Origin of the sequence: Streptomyces sp. NBC_00376, from assembly GCF_036077095.1 — a bacterium.
In the GTDB taxonomy this organism is placed as follows: domain Bacteria; phylum Actinomycetota; class Actinomycetes; order Streptomycetales; family Streptomycetaceae; genus Streptomyces.
This window is the reverse complement of sequence record NZ_CP107960.1, coordinates 3,829,787-3,844,345: the sequence shown is the minus strand read 5'-3', so window position 1 is coordinate 3,844,345 and position 14,559 is coordinate 3,829,787. Positions and strand designations below refer to the sequence as shown.

Annotated in this window: 12 protein-coding genes; 10 read left to right on the top strand and 2 right to left on the bottom strand. The window is 73.3% G+C overall.

All coding sequences use genetic code 11. The features are described from left to right. Window positions 1-36 precede the first annotated feature (36 nt). A complete protein-coding gene (locus OG842_RS17230) occupies window positions 37-1,065 on the top strand; it encodes a helix-turn-helix transcriptional regulator (protein ID WP_266730654.1) in 1,029 nt (342 codons plus the stop codon). 457 nt (window positions 1,066-1,522) lie between these two features. Here the strand turns inward: OG842_RS17230 and OG842_RS17225 are convergent, their stop codons facing one another. Then, complete coding sequence (locus tag OG842_RS17225; protein WP_266730653.1) at window positions 1,523-2,425, bottom strand: LysR family transcriptional regulator; 903 nt, start codon at window positions 2,423-2,425, stop codon at window positions 1,523-1,525. Window positions 2,426-2,588: 163 nt separating this feature from the next. On the opposite strand from OG842_RS17225, the gene OG842_RS17220 reads away from it, so the two are divergent. Then, a complete protein-coding gene (locus OG842_RS17220; RefSeq protein ID WP_266730650.1) occupies window positions 2,589-3,569 on the top strand; it encodes an EamA family transporter in 981 nt (326 codons plus the stop codon). Window positions 3,570-3,587: 18 nt separating this feature from the next. On the opposite strand, the gene OG842_RS17215 is transcribed toward OG842_RS17220, so the two are convergent. Then, a complete protein-coding gene (locus tag OG842_RS17215; RefSeq protein WP_266730648.1) occupies window positions 3,588-4,118 on the bottom strand; it encodes a GNAT family N-acetyltransferase in 531 nt (176 codons plus the stop codon). A 125-nt stretch (window positions 4,119-4,243) separates the two neighbouring features. On the opposite strand from OG842_RS17215, the gene OG842_RS17210 reads away from it, so the two are divergent. The 8 genes from OG842_RS17210 (at window position 4,244) to OG842_RS17175 (ending at window position 14,546) form a co-directional block, all read left to right on the top strand. Next, window positions 4,244-5,041, top strand: a complete 798-nt coding sequence (locus OG842_RS17210; protein WP_266730646.1) for a TIGR03084 family metal-binding protein — start codon at window positions 4,244-4,246, stop codon at window positions 5,039-5,041. Continuing rightward, window positions 5,038-6,753: an acyclic terpene utilization AtuA family protein gene (locus OG842_RS17205; RefSeq protein WP_266730645.1), complete on the top strand. Its 1,716-nt coding sequence runs from the start codon at window positions 5,038-5,040 to the stop codon at window positions 6,751-6,753. Before OG842_RS17210 ends, OG842_RS17205 begins: the two co-directional genes overlap by 4 nt. A 54-nt stretch (window positions 6,754-6,807) precedes the next feature. Then, the gene (locus OG842_RS17200; protein ID WP_266730644.1) at window positions 6,808-8,415 is read left to right on the top strand and encodes an acyl-CoA carboxylase subunit beta; all 1,608 of its coding nucleotides are present in this window, start codon (window positions 6,808-6,810) and stop codon (window positions 8,413-8,415) included. Between the two features lie 7 nt (window positions 8,416-8,422). Then, window positions 8,423-10,381 carry an ATP-binding protein gene (locus tag OG842_RS17195; RefSeq protein ID WP_266730642.1) on the top strand — a complete coding sequence of 653 codons (1,959 nt, stop codon included), beginning with the start codon at window positions 8,423-8,425 and terminating at the stop codon, window positions 10,379-10,381. After that, window positions 10,378-11,538 (top strand): acyl-CoA dehydrogenase family protein, encoded by a 1,161-nt coding sequence (locus tag OG842_RS17190; protein WP_266730641.1) that lies wholly within the window; start codon window positions 10,378-10,380, stop codon window positions 11,536-11,538. Before OG842_RS17195 ends, OG842_RS17190 begins: the two co-directional genes overlap by 4 nt. 67 nt (window positions 11,539-11,605) lie before the next feature. After that, a complete protein-coding gene (locus OG842_RS17185; RefSeq protein WP_266730640.1) occupies window positions 11,606-13,231 on the top strand; it encodes a 4-coumarate--CoA ligase family protein in 1,626 nt (541 codons plus the stop codon). Then, window positions 13,228-13,965 (top strand): enoyl-CoA hydratase family protein, encoded by a 738-nt coding sequence (locus OG842_RS17180; protein WP_266730639.1) that lies wholly within the window; start codon window positions 13,228-13,230, stop codon window positions 13,963-13,965. Before OG842_RS17185 ends, OG842_RS17180 begins: the two co-directional genes overlap by 4 nt. Beyond that, on the top strand, window positions 13,953-14,546 hold the full coding sequence (locus OG842_RS17175; RefSeq protein ID WP_266730638.1) for a TetR/AcrR family transcriptional regulator: 594 nt from the start codon (window positions 13,953-13,955) through the stop codon (window positions 14,544-14,546). Before OG842_RS17180 ends, OG842_RS17175 begins: the two co-directional genes overlap by 13 nt. Window positions 14,547-14,559: the final 13 nt, after the last annotated feature.

Below are 14,559 nucleotides of genomic sequence, written 5' to 3'. Positions count from 1 at the left end.
ACAGAATCCGCCCGCTTTCGGCCGTAGGCTGGGGCCATGCCCCGCCCCACCGGCCGCGTCCTCACCCTGCTGGAGCTGCTCCAGTCCGGCGGCACCCGCACCGTGGCCGAACTGGCCGACCGGCTCGGCGTCGACGGCCGCACCGTGCGGCGGTACGTCGAGCACCTGATCGACCTCGACGTGCCCGTGGAATCGATCCGTGGCCGCTACGGCGGCTACCGGCTCGGCCCCGGCTACCGTCTGCCCCCGCTCATGCTCGCCGAGGACGAGGCGCTGGCCGTGCTGCTCGGCCTGGCCGCCGGCCGCCGGGCGGGGTTGCCCGGGGCGGGGAGCACGGCGGGTGAGACGGCGTCGGCCAAGATCCGGCGGGTGCTGCCCAAGCACGTGGCCGGCCGGCTCGCCGCGCTCCTCGATTCGCTCGCCTTCACCGACCCGTCCCGCCCCGCCGCGGCGCCCGCGCCGGTACCGGACGCGGAGGTCCTGCTCACCCTCGCCGACGCGGTGCGCCACCGCCGGCCGGTTCTCCTCCGGTACACCGATCGCTCCGGCCACCGCAGCGAACGCACGCTGCACGCCTACGGCATCGTCGCCCACGAGGGCCGGTGGTACGTCACCGGCGCGGACCCCGGAATGGGCGCGGACCCCGGAACCGGTGAGCAGCGGACCTTCCGGCTGGACCGCATCACGGACGCCAGGCCCCTGCCCGGCTCCTTCGAGGCGCCGACGGACCACGACCCGGCGCGGCAGCTGCTGGCGGGGTTCGCCGCCGCGGAGTACCGCCACGAGGTGGTGCTGCGGGTCCGGGCGACGGTCGCGCAGGTCCGCGCCCACCTGCCCGCGACCGTCGCCCGAGTGACGGAGCTCGCGCCCACGGCCGACGAGGGTGAGCAGTGGCTGCGGGTCGAGCTGCGGGCCGAGCGCCTCGACTGGCTGCCCCCGGTGCTCGCCGCGCTCGACCGGCCGTTCGTCATCGAGCGCCCGAGCGAACTCCGCGCCCTCGTCACCGCCTTCGCCGACCGCCTCGCCTCCCACGCCCTGCGAACCCGACGCACGCCGACTACCTGACGCACGCGCTGACCGCCGGGCTCCCCGCGTCCGTCGACTCGCCCTTCGGCTTCGTCCGCCGCCGCCTCCGCGACAAGCTCCCGCCCCGAATGCGGCGCCCCGGGCAGGCCCGAAGCGTTCCGCGACGGCCTCTGCCGCCCCTGCCGCGAACCCGACCCGGCCTGAGCGGCTGCTGCGGCACTACCCACCGAGCGGCGTGTCGAACACCCACCAAAGTGTCACGTTCGCAACGCAGGTAGGGGTGCCGCCGGGCCCTCGGGGGGGCGAAGACGTACGACATCCCCGGCGCGACCGGGCCCGGCATCGCGATCCGCGTCCACGAGCGTCCGTGCGCGCTGCCCGCGTCGGCGCGGCCGACACCGTACCCGCACGACCGGCAGCACTGAACTCCCGCTCGCGGCAGCGACAGCGCCCGCTGGGCGGGTGCCGGACAGCCCGTCCGCCACGCGGGCGGGGCTCAGTCGTCGGTGGTGTCCTGTCGCAGGATCTCGTGGACGAGGGCGGTGAGTGCCGGCAGCGCGGGATGCCCCGGGACGTCCCGCCGGGCGAGCAGGACGGGTACGGACGGGGCGTCGACCAGCGGGCGGTAGGCGACCCCGGAGTGCGGATGCATGCCGGCGGTGGACGCGGCGGAGACCCCGACCCCGCGCCCCGCCGCGATGGCGGTCAGCCAGTCGTCGGTGTTGGCGACGGTGAGAGTGGCGGTGGGCCGGCCGCCAGGCGGCCACAGGTCGACGGTGGTGGTGCCGGAGACGGTGTTGAGGACGACGGTCTCGTCCGCCAGATCGGCGAGCCGGAGCGTGGCGCGGTCCGCGAGCGGGCCGTCCGCCGCCACCGCCGCCACCCGGTCCTCGTCGAACAGCACCTCGGTGACGAGGCCGGGAGCCTCGACGGGCCCCCGCAGCAGCGCGGCATCGACCTCGCCCCGGGTCAGCCCGGCGGTGCGGTCGTCGATCCGCAGCAGTTCGAGCGAGGTCTGCGGGTACAGCTCCTGCCAGCGGCGCAGCAGCGGTGTGGTGTACGGGCCGAACGCCGACCAGGCGTGCCCGAGCCGCAGCGGCCAGTGGCGCAGCCCGCCGGGGTCGAGCGCCTCGTCGAAGGCGGCGACCGCGGCGGCGGCCTTGTCCCGGAAGGCGACGCCTTCGGGGGTGAGGACGAGATGGTGGGTGGACCGGTCGACGAGGCGGATGCCGAGATGCCGCTCAAGGGCGGCGAGGGTGCGGGAGACCGCGGGCTGTGTGAGGCGGAGCCTGTCGGCGGCGCGAGTGACGTTGCCCTCGTCGGCCACGGCCAGAAAGGCACGCAGATGCCGCACTTCGATGCCGCGACCAGCGCTTTGTCCGGAACGCCCCATGCTCATGCGCGGGGAGCATAACCGGAGCTCGGTCGACATTTCACGTGCCACGCGGAGGTACCTACCGTAAGAGGACGTACCGCACGGGCATTGCACACGGGCGCGGTGCAGTATCTTAGATCGAACGGTTCATTGTATTGAACTGTCGGATTCGGGAGGAACACCGCAGGTGAACGACCAGCGCAGTGCAGCAGGGGCCGCTGCGGCCATGGAGCGGGCCGCAGCCGTCGCCGTACCCGAGGCGGCCTCCGCCCTGGGCGACGCGGCGGGCCCCGCACGCCCCAAGGGCCGGGGCGCGGCGCTCGCCCCGGTCGCGCTGGTGGTCGGCGGCTGTCTCTCCGTCCAGTTCGGCTCCGCGGTCGCGGTGCTGCTGATGCCCCGGGCCGGCGCGCTCGGCGTCGTCACCCTGCGCCTGGCCGTGGCCGCGATCGTCCTCATGGCTGTCTGCCGCCCGAAGCTGCGCGGCCACTCGCGCGCGGACTGGGGCACGGTCCTCACCTTCGGGCTGGCCATGGGCGGCATGAACACGCTCTTCTACCAGGCTGCCGACCGCATCCCGCTTGGCGCGGCCGTCACCCTGGAGGTGCTGGGGCCGCTCGCCCTCTCGGTGTTCGCCTCCCGCCGCCTGATCAACTTGGTCTGGGCCGGGCTCGCGCTGGGCGGCGTCGTGCTGCTGAGCGGCGGAGGGCTCGACCGCCTCGACCCGGTCGGCGCCGCCTACGCCCTGGGCGCCGGTGCCATGTGGGCGACGTACATCGTCTTCAGCGCCCGCACCGGCCGCCGCTTCCCCCAGGCGGACGGGCTGGCCCTGGCCATGGTCGTCGCGGCGGTGCTCTCGCTGCCCCTCGGCATCATGGAGTCGGGCTCGAAACTGCTGGTCCCGTCCACGATCGGGCTGGGCGCGGCGGTGGCGCTGCTGAGCTCGGTGCTTCCGTACACCCTCGAACTCATGGCGCTGCGCCGCCTGCCCGCGCCCACCTTCGCGATCCTGATGAGCCTGGAACCGGCGATCGCGGCCGCGGCCGGCTTCCTGATCCTGGACCAGGCCCTGACGACCACCGACGCGCTGGCGATCGCCCTCGTCATCGGGGCGAGCATGGGGGCGGTACGAAGCCAGGTCCGGGGCGTGAAGAGCCGCAACCACACCTGACGGTCCCGCCAGGACGGATCACCGGTTCCCGGAGGGCTCCCCGGCCGGGCCGGCCGGGGCCGCGTACGCATGCATGCGGGCCGGACGCCCATCGGCCGTGGTCCAGTCGTCGGTGCGGCTGCCGACGTAACGCCACCCGGCGCGTTCGTAGAGGGCGATGGCGGCCGTCCCGCCGTCCTCGACCTCCAGGACGAGCCGCACGCCGTCGGCTGCTGCCGCCGCCGTCACCGCGTCGAGCAACGCGCCGGCCACCCCGCGCCGGCGGGCCCCGGCGCGCGCGAAGAGCCGGGCGACCGATGCCAGTTCTACCGCGGGCAGACCGGCCTTCTTCGCCAGGACATCCTCCGTACGTGTGAGCGCCACATGCCCCAGCACCGTCGGGCCGTCCACGGCCACCCAGGCATCGAGCAGCCCGTGCGGGGTGAGCCAGCTCCCCGGGTCGGCCGGCCACGCGGCCGGGTAACGGTCCGCCTCGTGCACGGTGGCCAGTGCGTCGATGCACGCCTTCATGTCGGCGCCGCGACGGCGGCGGATCTCTATCGCGTCCATTGCTCGATCCTCACACGACGCCGTGCCCGTCTCGCCGCTCCAAAAATAATGCAAGCATGCTTGCTTGTTTAAGGGGCCGCTGCCATGCTCCTGGGCACACCGCCTTGCCCCGAGGGGAGCGAACCGTGCCCGATGTCGCAGCCGTGATCGACGACTTGCGCGATGAGAGCCAGGAACTCGACGCACTCGTACGGGGGTTGAGCGCCGGGCAGTGGGCCGCTCCGACCCCCGCCCCCGGCTGGAGCATCGCGCATCAGATCGCCCATCTCACCTGGACCGACGAGGTCGCGCTGCTGGCCGCCACCGATGCCGAGGCCTTCGCGGGGGAGGTGGCCAGGGCCATGGAGGCGCCCGAGTCCTTCGTCGACCGGGGCGCCGAGGAGATCGCCGCCGCCCTGGCCCCGGAGGCATTGCTCGCGCGGTGGCGGACCGGGCGGGAGCGGCTGGAGGCGGTGTTGCGCAAGGCCCCGGCGGGCACCCGCATCCCCTGGTACGGGCCGCCGATGAGCGTCGCGTCCATGGCGACCGCCCGGATCATGGAGACCTGGGCGCACGGCCAGGACATCGCCGACGCCCTCGGGGTCACCAGGACCCCCACCGCCCGGCTGCGGCACGTCGCCCGGATCGGGGTGCGGGCCCGCGACTACGCCTATCTGGTACGGGGGATCAAGGCGCCCGAGGAGGAGTTCCGGGTAGAGCTCGAAGCCCCGGGCCACGGACCGGTCGTCTTCGGGCCCGAGGACGCGCCGCAGCGGGTCACCGGCCCGCTCGTCGACTTCTGCCTGCTCGTCACCCAGCGCGCGCACCGCGACGACCTCGCAGTCCGGGCGGTCGGCCCCGACGCCGACCAGTGGCTCGACATCGCCCAGGCGTTCGCCGGGCCCGCCGGACCGGGCCGCGCACCCCGGGGAGAAGGCAAGTGACCGCACCACTGCGGATAGGCAACGCCTCCGGCTTCTACGGCGACCGCTTCGACGCCATGCGCGAGATGCTCACCGGCGGCCCCCTCGACGTCCTCACCGGGGACTACCTTGCCGAGCTGACCATGCTCATCCTCGGCCGGAGCAGGCTCAAGGACCCCACGCGCGGCTACGCCACCACCTTCCTGCGCCAGCTCGAAGAGGGCCTCGGGCTCGCCCACGAACGCGGGGTGAAGATCGTCGCCAACGCGGGCGGACTCAACCCGGCCGGACTGGCCGACGCCGTACGGGAGTTGGCCCAGAAGGTCGGCGTCCCCGTGCGCGTCGCCCATGTGGAGGGCGACAGCCTCACCGTGCCCGAGGGGTTCCTCACCGCCAATGCCTACCTCGGCGGCGCCGGGATCGCCGCCTGCCTCGCCGCGGGCGCGGACATCGTCGTCACCGGGCGGGTCACCGACGCGGCCCTCGTCACCGGCCCCGCCGCCGCCCGCTTCGGCTGGGGCCCCGGCGACCTGGACGCGCTCGCCGGGGCCGTCGTCGCCGGGCACGTCCTGGAGTGCGGCACCCAGGCCACCGGGGGCAACTACTCGTTCTTCCGGGGCCACGACCTGCGCCGGCCCGGCTTCCCCGTCGCCGAGATCCACGCCGACGGCTCGTCCGTCATCACCAAGCACGACGGCACCGGCGGCGTCGTCGACCTCGGCACCGTCACCGCCCAACTGCTGTACGAGACCGGCGGCGCCCGGTACGCCGGACCGGACGTCACCGCCCGGCTCGACACCGTACGGCTGACCCAGGACGGACCCGACCGGGTCAGGATCTCCGGCGTACGCGGCGAGGCCCCGCCACCCACACTCAAGGTCGGGCTGAACCGGCTCGGCGGCTGGCGCAACGAGGTCGTCTTCGTGCTCACCGGCCTCGACATCGAGGCCAAGGCCCAGCTGGTACGCGAACAGTTCGCGGACTCGCTCGCCCGCTCCGGCGCCGAACCCGACGAGGTGCGGTGGGAGCTGTCCCGGACCGACCGGGCCGACGCCGCCACCGAGGAGACCGCGAGCGCCCTGCTCCGGCTCGTCGTCCGCGACCAGGACCAGGAGACCGTCGGGCGCGCGGTCTCCGGTGCCGCGATCGAGCTGGCGCTCGGCAGCTACCCCGGCTTCCACGTCACCGCCCCGCCCGGCAAGGGCGCACCGTACGGGGTGTTCGAGGCCCGGTACGTACCGGCAGGCGAGGTCCCGCACATCGCGGTGCTCCCCGACGGACGGCGGGAGAGCCTGGCACCTCCCGCGACGACACAGCCGCTCCGGGACGCCGCGGAACCGCCGCTGCCCGCACCCCTGCCGGACCCCGGGCCCACCCGGCCCGCCCCGCTCGGCCGGATCGCGGGCGCCCGCAGCGGCGACAAGGGCGGGGACGCCAACGTGGGCGTGTGGGCCGTCGACGACGACGCCTGGCGGTGGCTGGCCCACGAGCTGACCGTCGAGCGGTTCCGGGAACTGCTGCCGGATACCGCCGGACTCACCGTCGTACGCCACCTCCTGCCGAACCTGCGCGCCCTGAACTTCACCGTCCACGGGCTGCTCGGCGAGGGCGTCGCCGCCCAGCACCGGTTCGACCCGCAGGCCAAGGCGGTGGGGGAGTGGCTGCGCTCCCGGCACCTGCCCATCCCCGTATCGCTGCTGGAGACCGTCCACGCACCGGAGGCGCACGCATGACCGTCCACGTACCGGAGGCGCACGAATGACCGTCCACGTACCGGAGGCGCACGCATGACCGTCCTGCCCACCGCGCTCGACGCCGCGAGCCCCGAATACGCCGCCAACCGCACGGCCATGCTCGCCAAGCTCGACGAACTGGCCGGCGAGCACACCAAGGCGCAGGCGGGTGGCGGCGAGAAGTACGTGGCGCGGCACCGCTCGCGCGGCAAGCTGCCGGCCCGCGAGCGGATCGAGCTGCTGATCGACGAGGACACCCCGTTCCTGGAGCTGTCGCCGCTCGCGGCCTGGGGCAGTGATTATGCGGTCGGCGCCTCGCTCATCACCGGGATCGGGGTGATCGAGGGCGTGGAGTGCCTGATCACCGCCAACGACCCGACCGTACGCGGCGGCGCCTCCAACCCCTGGACACTGAAGAAGGCCCTGCGGGCCAACGAGATCGCCTTCGCCAACCGGCTGCCCTGCGTCAGCCTCGTCGAGTCGGGCGGTGCCGACCTTCCCTCGCAGAAGGAGATCTTCATCCCCGGCGGGGCGCTGTTCCGCGACATCACCCGGCTCTCCGCGGCCGGCATCCCGACCGTCGCCGTCGTCTTCGGCAACTCGACCGCGGGCGGGGCGTACGTCCCCGGCATGTCCGACCACACCGTCATGATCAAGGAACGGTCCAAGGTCTTCCTCGGCGGACCGCCCCTGGTGAAGATGGCGACCGGCGAGGAGAGCGACGACGAATCGCTCGGCGGCGCCGAGATGCACGCCCGCACCTCCGGGCTCGCCGACCACTTCGCCGTCGACGAACAGGACGCGCTGCGCCAGGCCCGCCGGATCGTCGCCCGCCTCAACTGGCGCAAGGCACACGCCGATCCGGGCCCCGCCGAGCCGCCCAAGTACGACGAGGACGAGCTGATCGGCATCGTGCCCGGCGACCTGAAGGTGCCCTTCGACCCCCGCGAGGTCATCGCCCGGCTCGTCGACGGCTCCGACTTCGACGCGTTCAAACCGCTGTACGGGACCAGCCTGGTCACCGGCTGGGCGAGGCTCCACGGCTACCCCGTCGGCATCCTTGCCAACGCGCAGGGCGTGCTGTTCAGCGAGGAGTCGCAGAAGGCCGCCCAGTTCATCCAGCTCGCCAACCAGCGCGACATCCCGCTGCTCTTCCTCCACAACACCACCGGCTACATGGTCGGCAAGGAGTACGAGCAGGGCGGCATCATCAAGCACGGCGCGATGATGATCAACGCGGTGTCGAACTCGAAGGTCCCGCACCTGTCCGTGCTGATGGGCGCCTCGTACGGGGCCGGGCACTACGGCATGTGCGGCAGGGCCTACGACCCGCGCTTCCTCTTCGCCTGGCCCAGCAGCAAGTCCGCCGTCATGGGCCCCCAGCAGCTCGCCGGGGTGCTCTCCATCGTCGCCCGCGCCTCCGCCGCCGCCAAGGGACAGCCATACGACGACAAGGCTGCCGAGGCCGACGCCGGACTGCGCGCCATGGTCGAGCAGCAGATCGAGTCCGAGTCACTGCCCATGTTCCTCTCCGGGCGGCTGTACGACGACGGCGTCATCGACCCGCGCGACACCAGGACCGTCCTCGGAATGTGCCTGTCCGCGATCCACACCGCCCCGGTCGAAGGCGCCCGCGGCGGCTTCGGCATCTTCCGGATGTGAGGAAGACATGATCAGCACCCTCCTCGTCGCCAACCGGGGCGAGATCGCCTGCCGGATCTTCCGCACCTGCCGGGCGCTCGGCATCGCCACCGTCGCGGTGTACTCCGACGCGGACGCCGACGCGCTCCACGTACGGGAGGCCGACACCGCCGTACGGCTGCCCGGCGCCGCCCCGGCCGACACCTACCTCCGCGGCGACCTCGTGGTGCGCGCCGCGCTCGCGGCCGGTGCCGACGCCGTCCACCCCGGCTACGGATTCCTCTCCGAGAACGCCGGATTCGCCCGCGCCGTGCAGGACGCCGGACTGCTCTGGGTGGGCCCGCCGGCCAAGGCCATCGAGCTGATGGCGTCCAAGACCCGGGCCAAGGGCCTGATGGCCGCCGCCGGGGTGCCGCTCCTCGCCCCCGTCGACCCGGAACGGGCCACCGCCGACGACCTGCCGCTGCTGCTCAAGGCGGCGGCGGGCGGCGGCGGACGCGGGATGCGGATCGTACGCGAACTCGCCGAACTGCCCGCTGAGTTGACGGCGGCAGCCGCGGAGGCGGCAGCCGCTTTCGGGGACGGCGAGGTCTTCGCCGAGCCGTACGTGGAACGCGGCCGGCACGTCGAGGTCCAGGTCATGGCCGACGGGCACGGCGGGGTCTGGGCGCTCGGCACCCGCGACTGCTCGCTCCAGCGACGCCACCAGAAGGTCATCGAGGAGGCCCCCGCCCCCGGACTCGACGACGCGCTGCAGGACCGGCTGCACGACGCCGCCGTGGCCGCCGCGCACGCCGTCGGCTACCAGGGAGCGGGCACCGTCGAGTTCCTGCTCGCCGCCGACGGACGCCCGTACTTCCTGGAGATGAACACCCGCCTCCAGGTCGAGCACCCCGTCACCGAAGAGGTCTTCGGCCTCGACCTCGTCGCCCTCCAGCTCCGCATCGCCGAAGGCGAACCACTGCCCACCACCGCACCCCCCGCACCGCACGGCCACGCCGTCGAGGCCCGCCTCTACGCCGAGGACCCCGCCCGCGACTGGCAGCCGCAGACCGGAGCACTGCACACCTTCCACGTACCCGACGAGCCAGGCCTCCGCCTCGACACCGGGTACACCGACGGCGACACCATCGGCGTCCACTACGACCCGATGCTCGCCAAGGTCGTCGCCCACGCCCCCACCCGCACCGAGGCCGTGCGCCTGCTCGCCCGCGCCCTGGAACGCGCCCGCATCCACGGCCCGGTCACCAACCGCGAGCTGCTCGTACGGTCCCTGCGCCACCCCGACTTCCTCGCCGCCCGCCTCGACACCGGGTTCTACGACCGCCACCTGGACGCCCTCGCCCCGGCCCCCGCCCCGGCCGATCCCGGACCCCGCCTCGCCGCCCTGGCCGCCGCCCTCGCCGACGCCGCCGCCCGGCAGCACGCAGCCGGCCCCGGACCGGCCCGCTTCGGCGCCTGGCGCAACATCTCCTCCCAGCCCCGGACCAAGCGCTACCGCGCCGAACCCGACGGCACCGAACACGAGGCCGCCTACCGCACCACCCGCACCGGCCCCGCCCCCGAGACCGGCGAACGCGTCGTCGCCACCGCCCCCGACCGCGTCACCCTCGAAACCGGCGACGGCCTCACCCGCCACTACGACATCGCCGTCCACGGCGACAAGGCGTACGTGGACACCGCCACCGGCTCGTACACCCTCACCGCCCTGCCCCGCTTCACCGACCCCACCGACCGCACCGAACCCGGCTCGCTGCTCGCCCCCATGCCCGGCACCGTCGTCCGCGTCGCGGACGGGCTCGCCGAAGGGGCGGCGGTCACGGCCGGACAGCCACTGATCTGGCTGGAGGCGATGAAGATGGAACACCGCATCCTCGCCCCCGCCTCCGGCACCCTCACCGCACTCCACGCCGCACCCGGCCTCCAGGTGGAGGTCGGCACCCTGCTCGCCGTCGTGCAAGACGTACAGGAGGAACCGAAGCGATGAGCACCGTCCTCGAAACCGAAGAGCACCAGGCGCTGCGCGCCGCCGTCGCCGCACTCGGAAAGCGCTACGGACGCGACTACATGACCTCCGTCGTACGCGACGGCGCCCACCCGCACGAACTGTGGACCGAAGCCGCCAAGCTCGGCTACCTCGGCGTGAACCTTCCCGAGGAGTACGGCGGCGGAGGCGGCGGCATGGCCGAACTCTCCATCGTCCTGGAGGAGTTGGGCGCGGCCGGCAGCCCGCTGCTGATGATGGTGGTCTCCCCGGCGATCTGCGGCACCGTCATCGCCCGCTTCGGCACCGAGGCCCAGAAGCAGCAGTGGCTCCCCGGCCTCGCCGACGGCAGCCTCACCATGGCCTTCGGCATCACCGAACCCGACGCCGGATCCAACTCCCACCGCATCACCACCACCGCCCGCAAGGACGGCGAGGACTGGCTGCTCACCGGCCGCAAGGTCTTCGTCTCCGGCGTCGACATCGCCGACGCCACCCTCATCGTCGGCCGCACCGAAGATGCCCGGTCCGGCCGGCTCAAGCCCTGCCTCTTCATCGTCCCCCGCGACGCCCCCGGCTTCGGGCGCTCACAGATCGACATGGAACTCCAGGCCCCGGAGAAGCAGTTCGAGCTGGTCCTCGACGACGTACGCCTCCCCGCCGACGCGCTCGTCGGCGACGAGGACGCCGGGCTCCTCCAGCTCTTCGCCGGGCTCAACCCCGAACGCGTCATGACCGCCGCGTTCGGCATCGGCATGGGCCGCTACGCACTCGCCCGCGCCGTCGACTACGCCAGGACCCGCCAGGTGTGGAAGGACCCCATCGGCTCCCACCAGGCCATCGCCCACCCGCTCGCCCAGGCCCACATCGAACTCGAACTGGCCCGGCTGATGATGCAGAAGGCCGCCCGGCTCTACGACGACGGCGACGACATCGGCGCCGGCGAGGCCGCCAACATGGCGAAGTACGCAGCGGGCGAAGCCTGCGTCAAGGCCGTCGACCAGGCCGTGCACACCCTCGGCGGCAACGGCCTCACCCGCGAATACGGCCTCGCGTCCCTGATCACGGCGGCCCGCGTCGCCCGGATCGCCCCCGTCAGCCGGGAAATGATCCTGAACTACGTCTCCCACCAGTCCCTGGGCCTGCCCAAGTCCTACTGAGCCACGGCAGTCCGTCCCCGACACCGCCGCTCCGGTCGCCCACACCGCCGCCCCGAAGGGACCCGCCATGGTGCACGTGTTCCACAGCGACTACCCCGCCGTACCGGTACTCGACCTGCCCATCCATGACGCGGTCCTGGGAGAGGCCACCGCCGCGTACGGCGACACCGTGGCCCTGATCGACGGGACGGACGACGGCTCCGCCCTCACCTACCGGCAACTCGACGCCTTCCACCGCAAGATCGCCGCGGCGCTCGCCGAGGCAGGGCTGCGCAAGGGCGACGTACTGGCCCTGCACAGCCCCAACACCATCGCCTACCCGGCCGTGTTCTTCGGCGCGACCCGGGCCGGCGCCACCGTCACCACCGTCCACCCGCTGGCCACGGCGGAGGAGTTCGCCAAACAGCTCCGCGACTCCTCCGCCCGCTGGATCGTCACCGTCTCCCCGCTCCTGGCGACGGCCCGCGAGGCCGCGGCACTCGTCGGCTCGATCGAGCAGATCCTCGTCTGCGACCGGGCCGAGGGACACACCTCCGTACTCGACATGCTCGCCACCACCGCCCCCGAACCCCGCGTCACCGTCGACCCCGGCGAGGACGTCGCCGCCCTGCCCTACTCCTCCGGCACCACCGGAACCCCCAAGGGCGTCATGCTCACCCACCGCTCCATGGGCACCAACCTGGAGCAGCTCCGCCCCTTCATCCCCATGGGCCCCGGCGCCCGCATCCTGGCCGTACTCCCCTTTTTCCACATATACGGGCTCACCGCCCTGATGAACGCCCCGCTGCGGATGGGCGCCACCGTCGTCGTACTGCCGCGCTTCGACCTGGACCAGTTCCTCGCCGCGATCGAGAAGCACCGGATCACCGGCCTGTACGTGGCCCCGCCGATCGTCCTCGCCCTCGCGAAACACCCCTCGGTCGAGCGGTACGACCTGTCCTCGCTGGAGTACGTCGTCAGCGCCGCCGCCCCGCTCGACGCCACGCTCGCCGCCGCCTGCTCCCAGCGCCTGGGACTGCCGCCCGTGCGCCAGGCGTACGGCATGACGGAACTCTCGCCCGGCACCCATGTCGTTCCGCTCGCCGCCGAGAACCCGCCCCCGGGGGCGGTCGGCAGGCTCCTGCCCAGCACCGAGATGCGGATCGCCCCGCTCGGCGGCGACGGCCCCGAGGACGCCCCGGCCGGCACCGACGGCGAGATCCTGATCCGCGGCCCGCAGGTGATGAAGGGCTACCTGGGCCGCCCCGAGGCCACCGCCGACATGATCGACGCCGACGGCTGGGTGCACACCGGCGACATAGGGCACGTCGACGCCGACGGCTGGCTGTTCGTCGTCGACCGGGTCAAGGAACTCATCAAGTACAAGGGCTACCAGGTCGCCCCCGCCGAACTCGAAGCACTGCTGCTCGGCCACGATTCGATCGCGGACGCCGCCGTCATCGGCGTGTACGGCACCGACGGCAACGAGGTCCCCAAGGCCTACGTCGTCCGCCGGCCGTCCGCACCGGACCTCACACCGGACGACGTCATGGCGTACATCGCCGAGCGCGTCACCCCGTACAAGAAGATCCGGCAGGCCGAATTCATCGACGCGATCCCGCGCGCCACCTCCGGCAAGATCCTCCGCCGCGAACTGCGCGACCGGGAGAAGTCCCGCAGGACCACCAACGGCCAGGGAGACCACCGACCATGACGGCGCTCGCCGACCCCACCCACGACCGGGGCATCACCACGCTCACCCTCGACTCGCCCGCCAACCGCAACGCACTCTCCGCGGCCCTGGTCGGCGAACTCACCGCCGCCCTGGACACCTGCGCGGCCGACGACGCCGTACGGGCCGTCGTCCTCACCCACACCGGCAACACCTTCTGCGCCGGTGCCGACCTGACCGCACCGCCCGGCCCGGCGGCCTTCGTCGCGCTGATGCGGCGGATCGTCGCCCTGCCCAAGCCCGTCGTCGCCCGGGTCACCGGCCACGTACGGGCGGGCGGCCTCGGCCTGCTCGGGGCCTGCGACATATCGGCGGCCGGCCCCGACGCCTCCTTCGCCCTCACCGAATCCCGCCTGGGCCTGGCCCCCGCCGTGATCTCGATGCCCCTGCTGCCCCGCGTCGACCCGCGCGCCGCCGCCCGCTACTACCTCACCGGCGAACGCTTCGACGCCACCGAAGCCGCCCGCATCGGCCTGATCACGCTGGCCACCGAAGAGGTGGACAAGGGCCTCGCCCCCGTCCTGGACGGCCTGCGCAAGGCGTCCCCCCAGGGGCTGGCGGCATCGAAGGAGCTGGTCACGGCTACTGTGCTGAGCAACTTCGACCAGCATGCCGAAGACCTCATCGCCCGCTCGGCGGCCCTCTTCGCCTCCGCCGAGGCCCGGGAAGGAATGACGGCCTTCCTCGAACGACGGGACCCCGAATGGGTGTTGTGACGCCTCCCACCGACCGGACCCCCAAGCAGGACCGCAGCCGGGCCACCCGCCGCCGGCTCCTCGAAGCCGCCGTCGCCTGCCTCGCCGAACACGGCTGGGCGGGCTCCACCGTCTCCGTCGTCGCCGAACGCGCGGGCGTCTCGCGCGGCGCCGCGCAGCACCACTTCCCCACCCGCGAGGACCTGTTCACCGCCGCCGTCGAGTACGTCGCCGAGGAACGCTCCGCCGCCCTGCGCGCCCTGCCCGTCCAGGGCCGCACGGACGTCGTCGCCGCCCTCGTCGACCTCTACACCGGCCCGCTCTTCCGCGCCGCGCTCCAACTCTGGGTGGCCGCCTCCAACGAGGCACAGCTCCGCCCCCGCGTCACCGAACTCGAAGCCCGCGTCGGCCGCGAGACCCACCGCATCGCCGTCGAACTCCTCGCCGCCGACGAGACGAAGCCCGGCGTACGCGAAACCGTCCAGGGCCTCCTCGACATGGCCCGCGGCCTGGGCCTGGCCAACGTACTCACCGACGACACGGCCCGGCGTCAGAGGGTCGTGGCACAGTGGGCACTGCTGCTGGACGACGTACTCGACTGACCGCGGGGGACCC

Excerpts from the sequence above, each read along its gene's own strand:
- OG842_RS17200 (WP_266730644.1), top strand. The coding sequence starts at position 6,808 with ATGACCGTCCTGCCCACCGCGCTCGACGCCGCGAGCCCCGAATACGCC.
- OG842_RS17190 (WP_266730641.1), top strand. The coding sequence starts at position 10,378 with ATGAGCACCGTCCTCGAAACCGAAGAGCACCAGGCGCTGCGCGCCGCC.
- OG842_RS17180 (WP_266730639.1), top strand. The coding sequence starts at position 13,228 with ATGACGGCGCTCGCCGACCCCACCCACGACCGGGGCATCACCACGCTC.
- OG842_RS17225 (WP_266730653.1), bottom strand. The coding sequence starts at position 2,425 with ATGAGCATGGGGCGTTCCGGACAAAGCGCTGGTCGCGGCATCGAAGTG.
- OG842_RS17215 (WP_266730648.1), bottom strand. The coding sequence starts at position 4,118 with ATGGACGCGATAGAGATCCGCCGCCGTCGCGGCGCCGACATGAAGGCG.
- OG842_RS17185 (WP_266730640.1), top strand. The coding sequence starts at position 11,606 with ATGGTGCACGTGTTCCACAGCGACTACCCCGCCGTACCGGTACTCGAC.
- OG842_RS17230 (WP_266730654.1), top strand. The coding sequence starts at position 37 with ATGCCCCGCCCCACCGGCCGCGTCCTCACCCTGCTGGAGCTGCTCCAG.
- OG842_RS17175 (WP_266730638.1), top strand. The coding sequence starts at position 13,953 with ATGGGTGTTGTGACGCCTCCCACCGACCGGACCCCCAAGCAGGACCGC.
- OG842_RS17195 (WP_266730642.1), top strand. The coding sequence starts at position 8,423 with ATGATCAGCACCCTCCTCGTCGCCAACCGGGGCGAGATCGCCTGCCGG.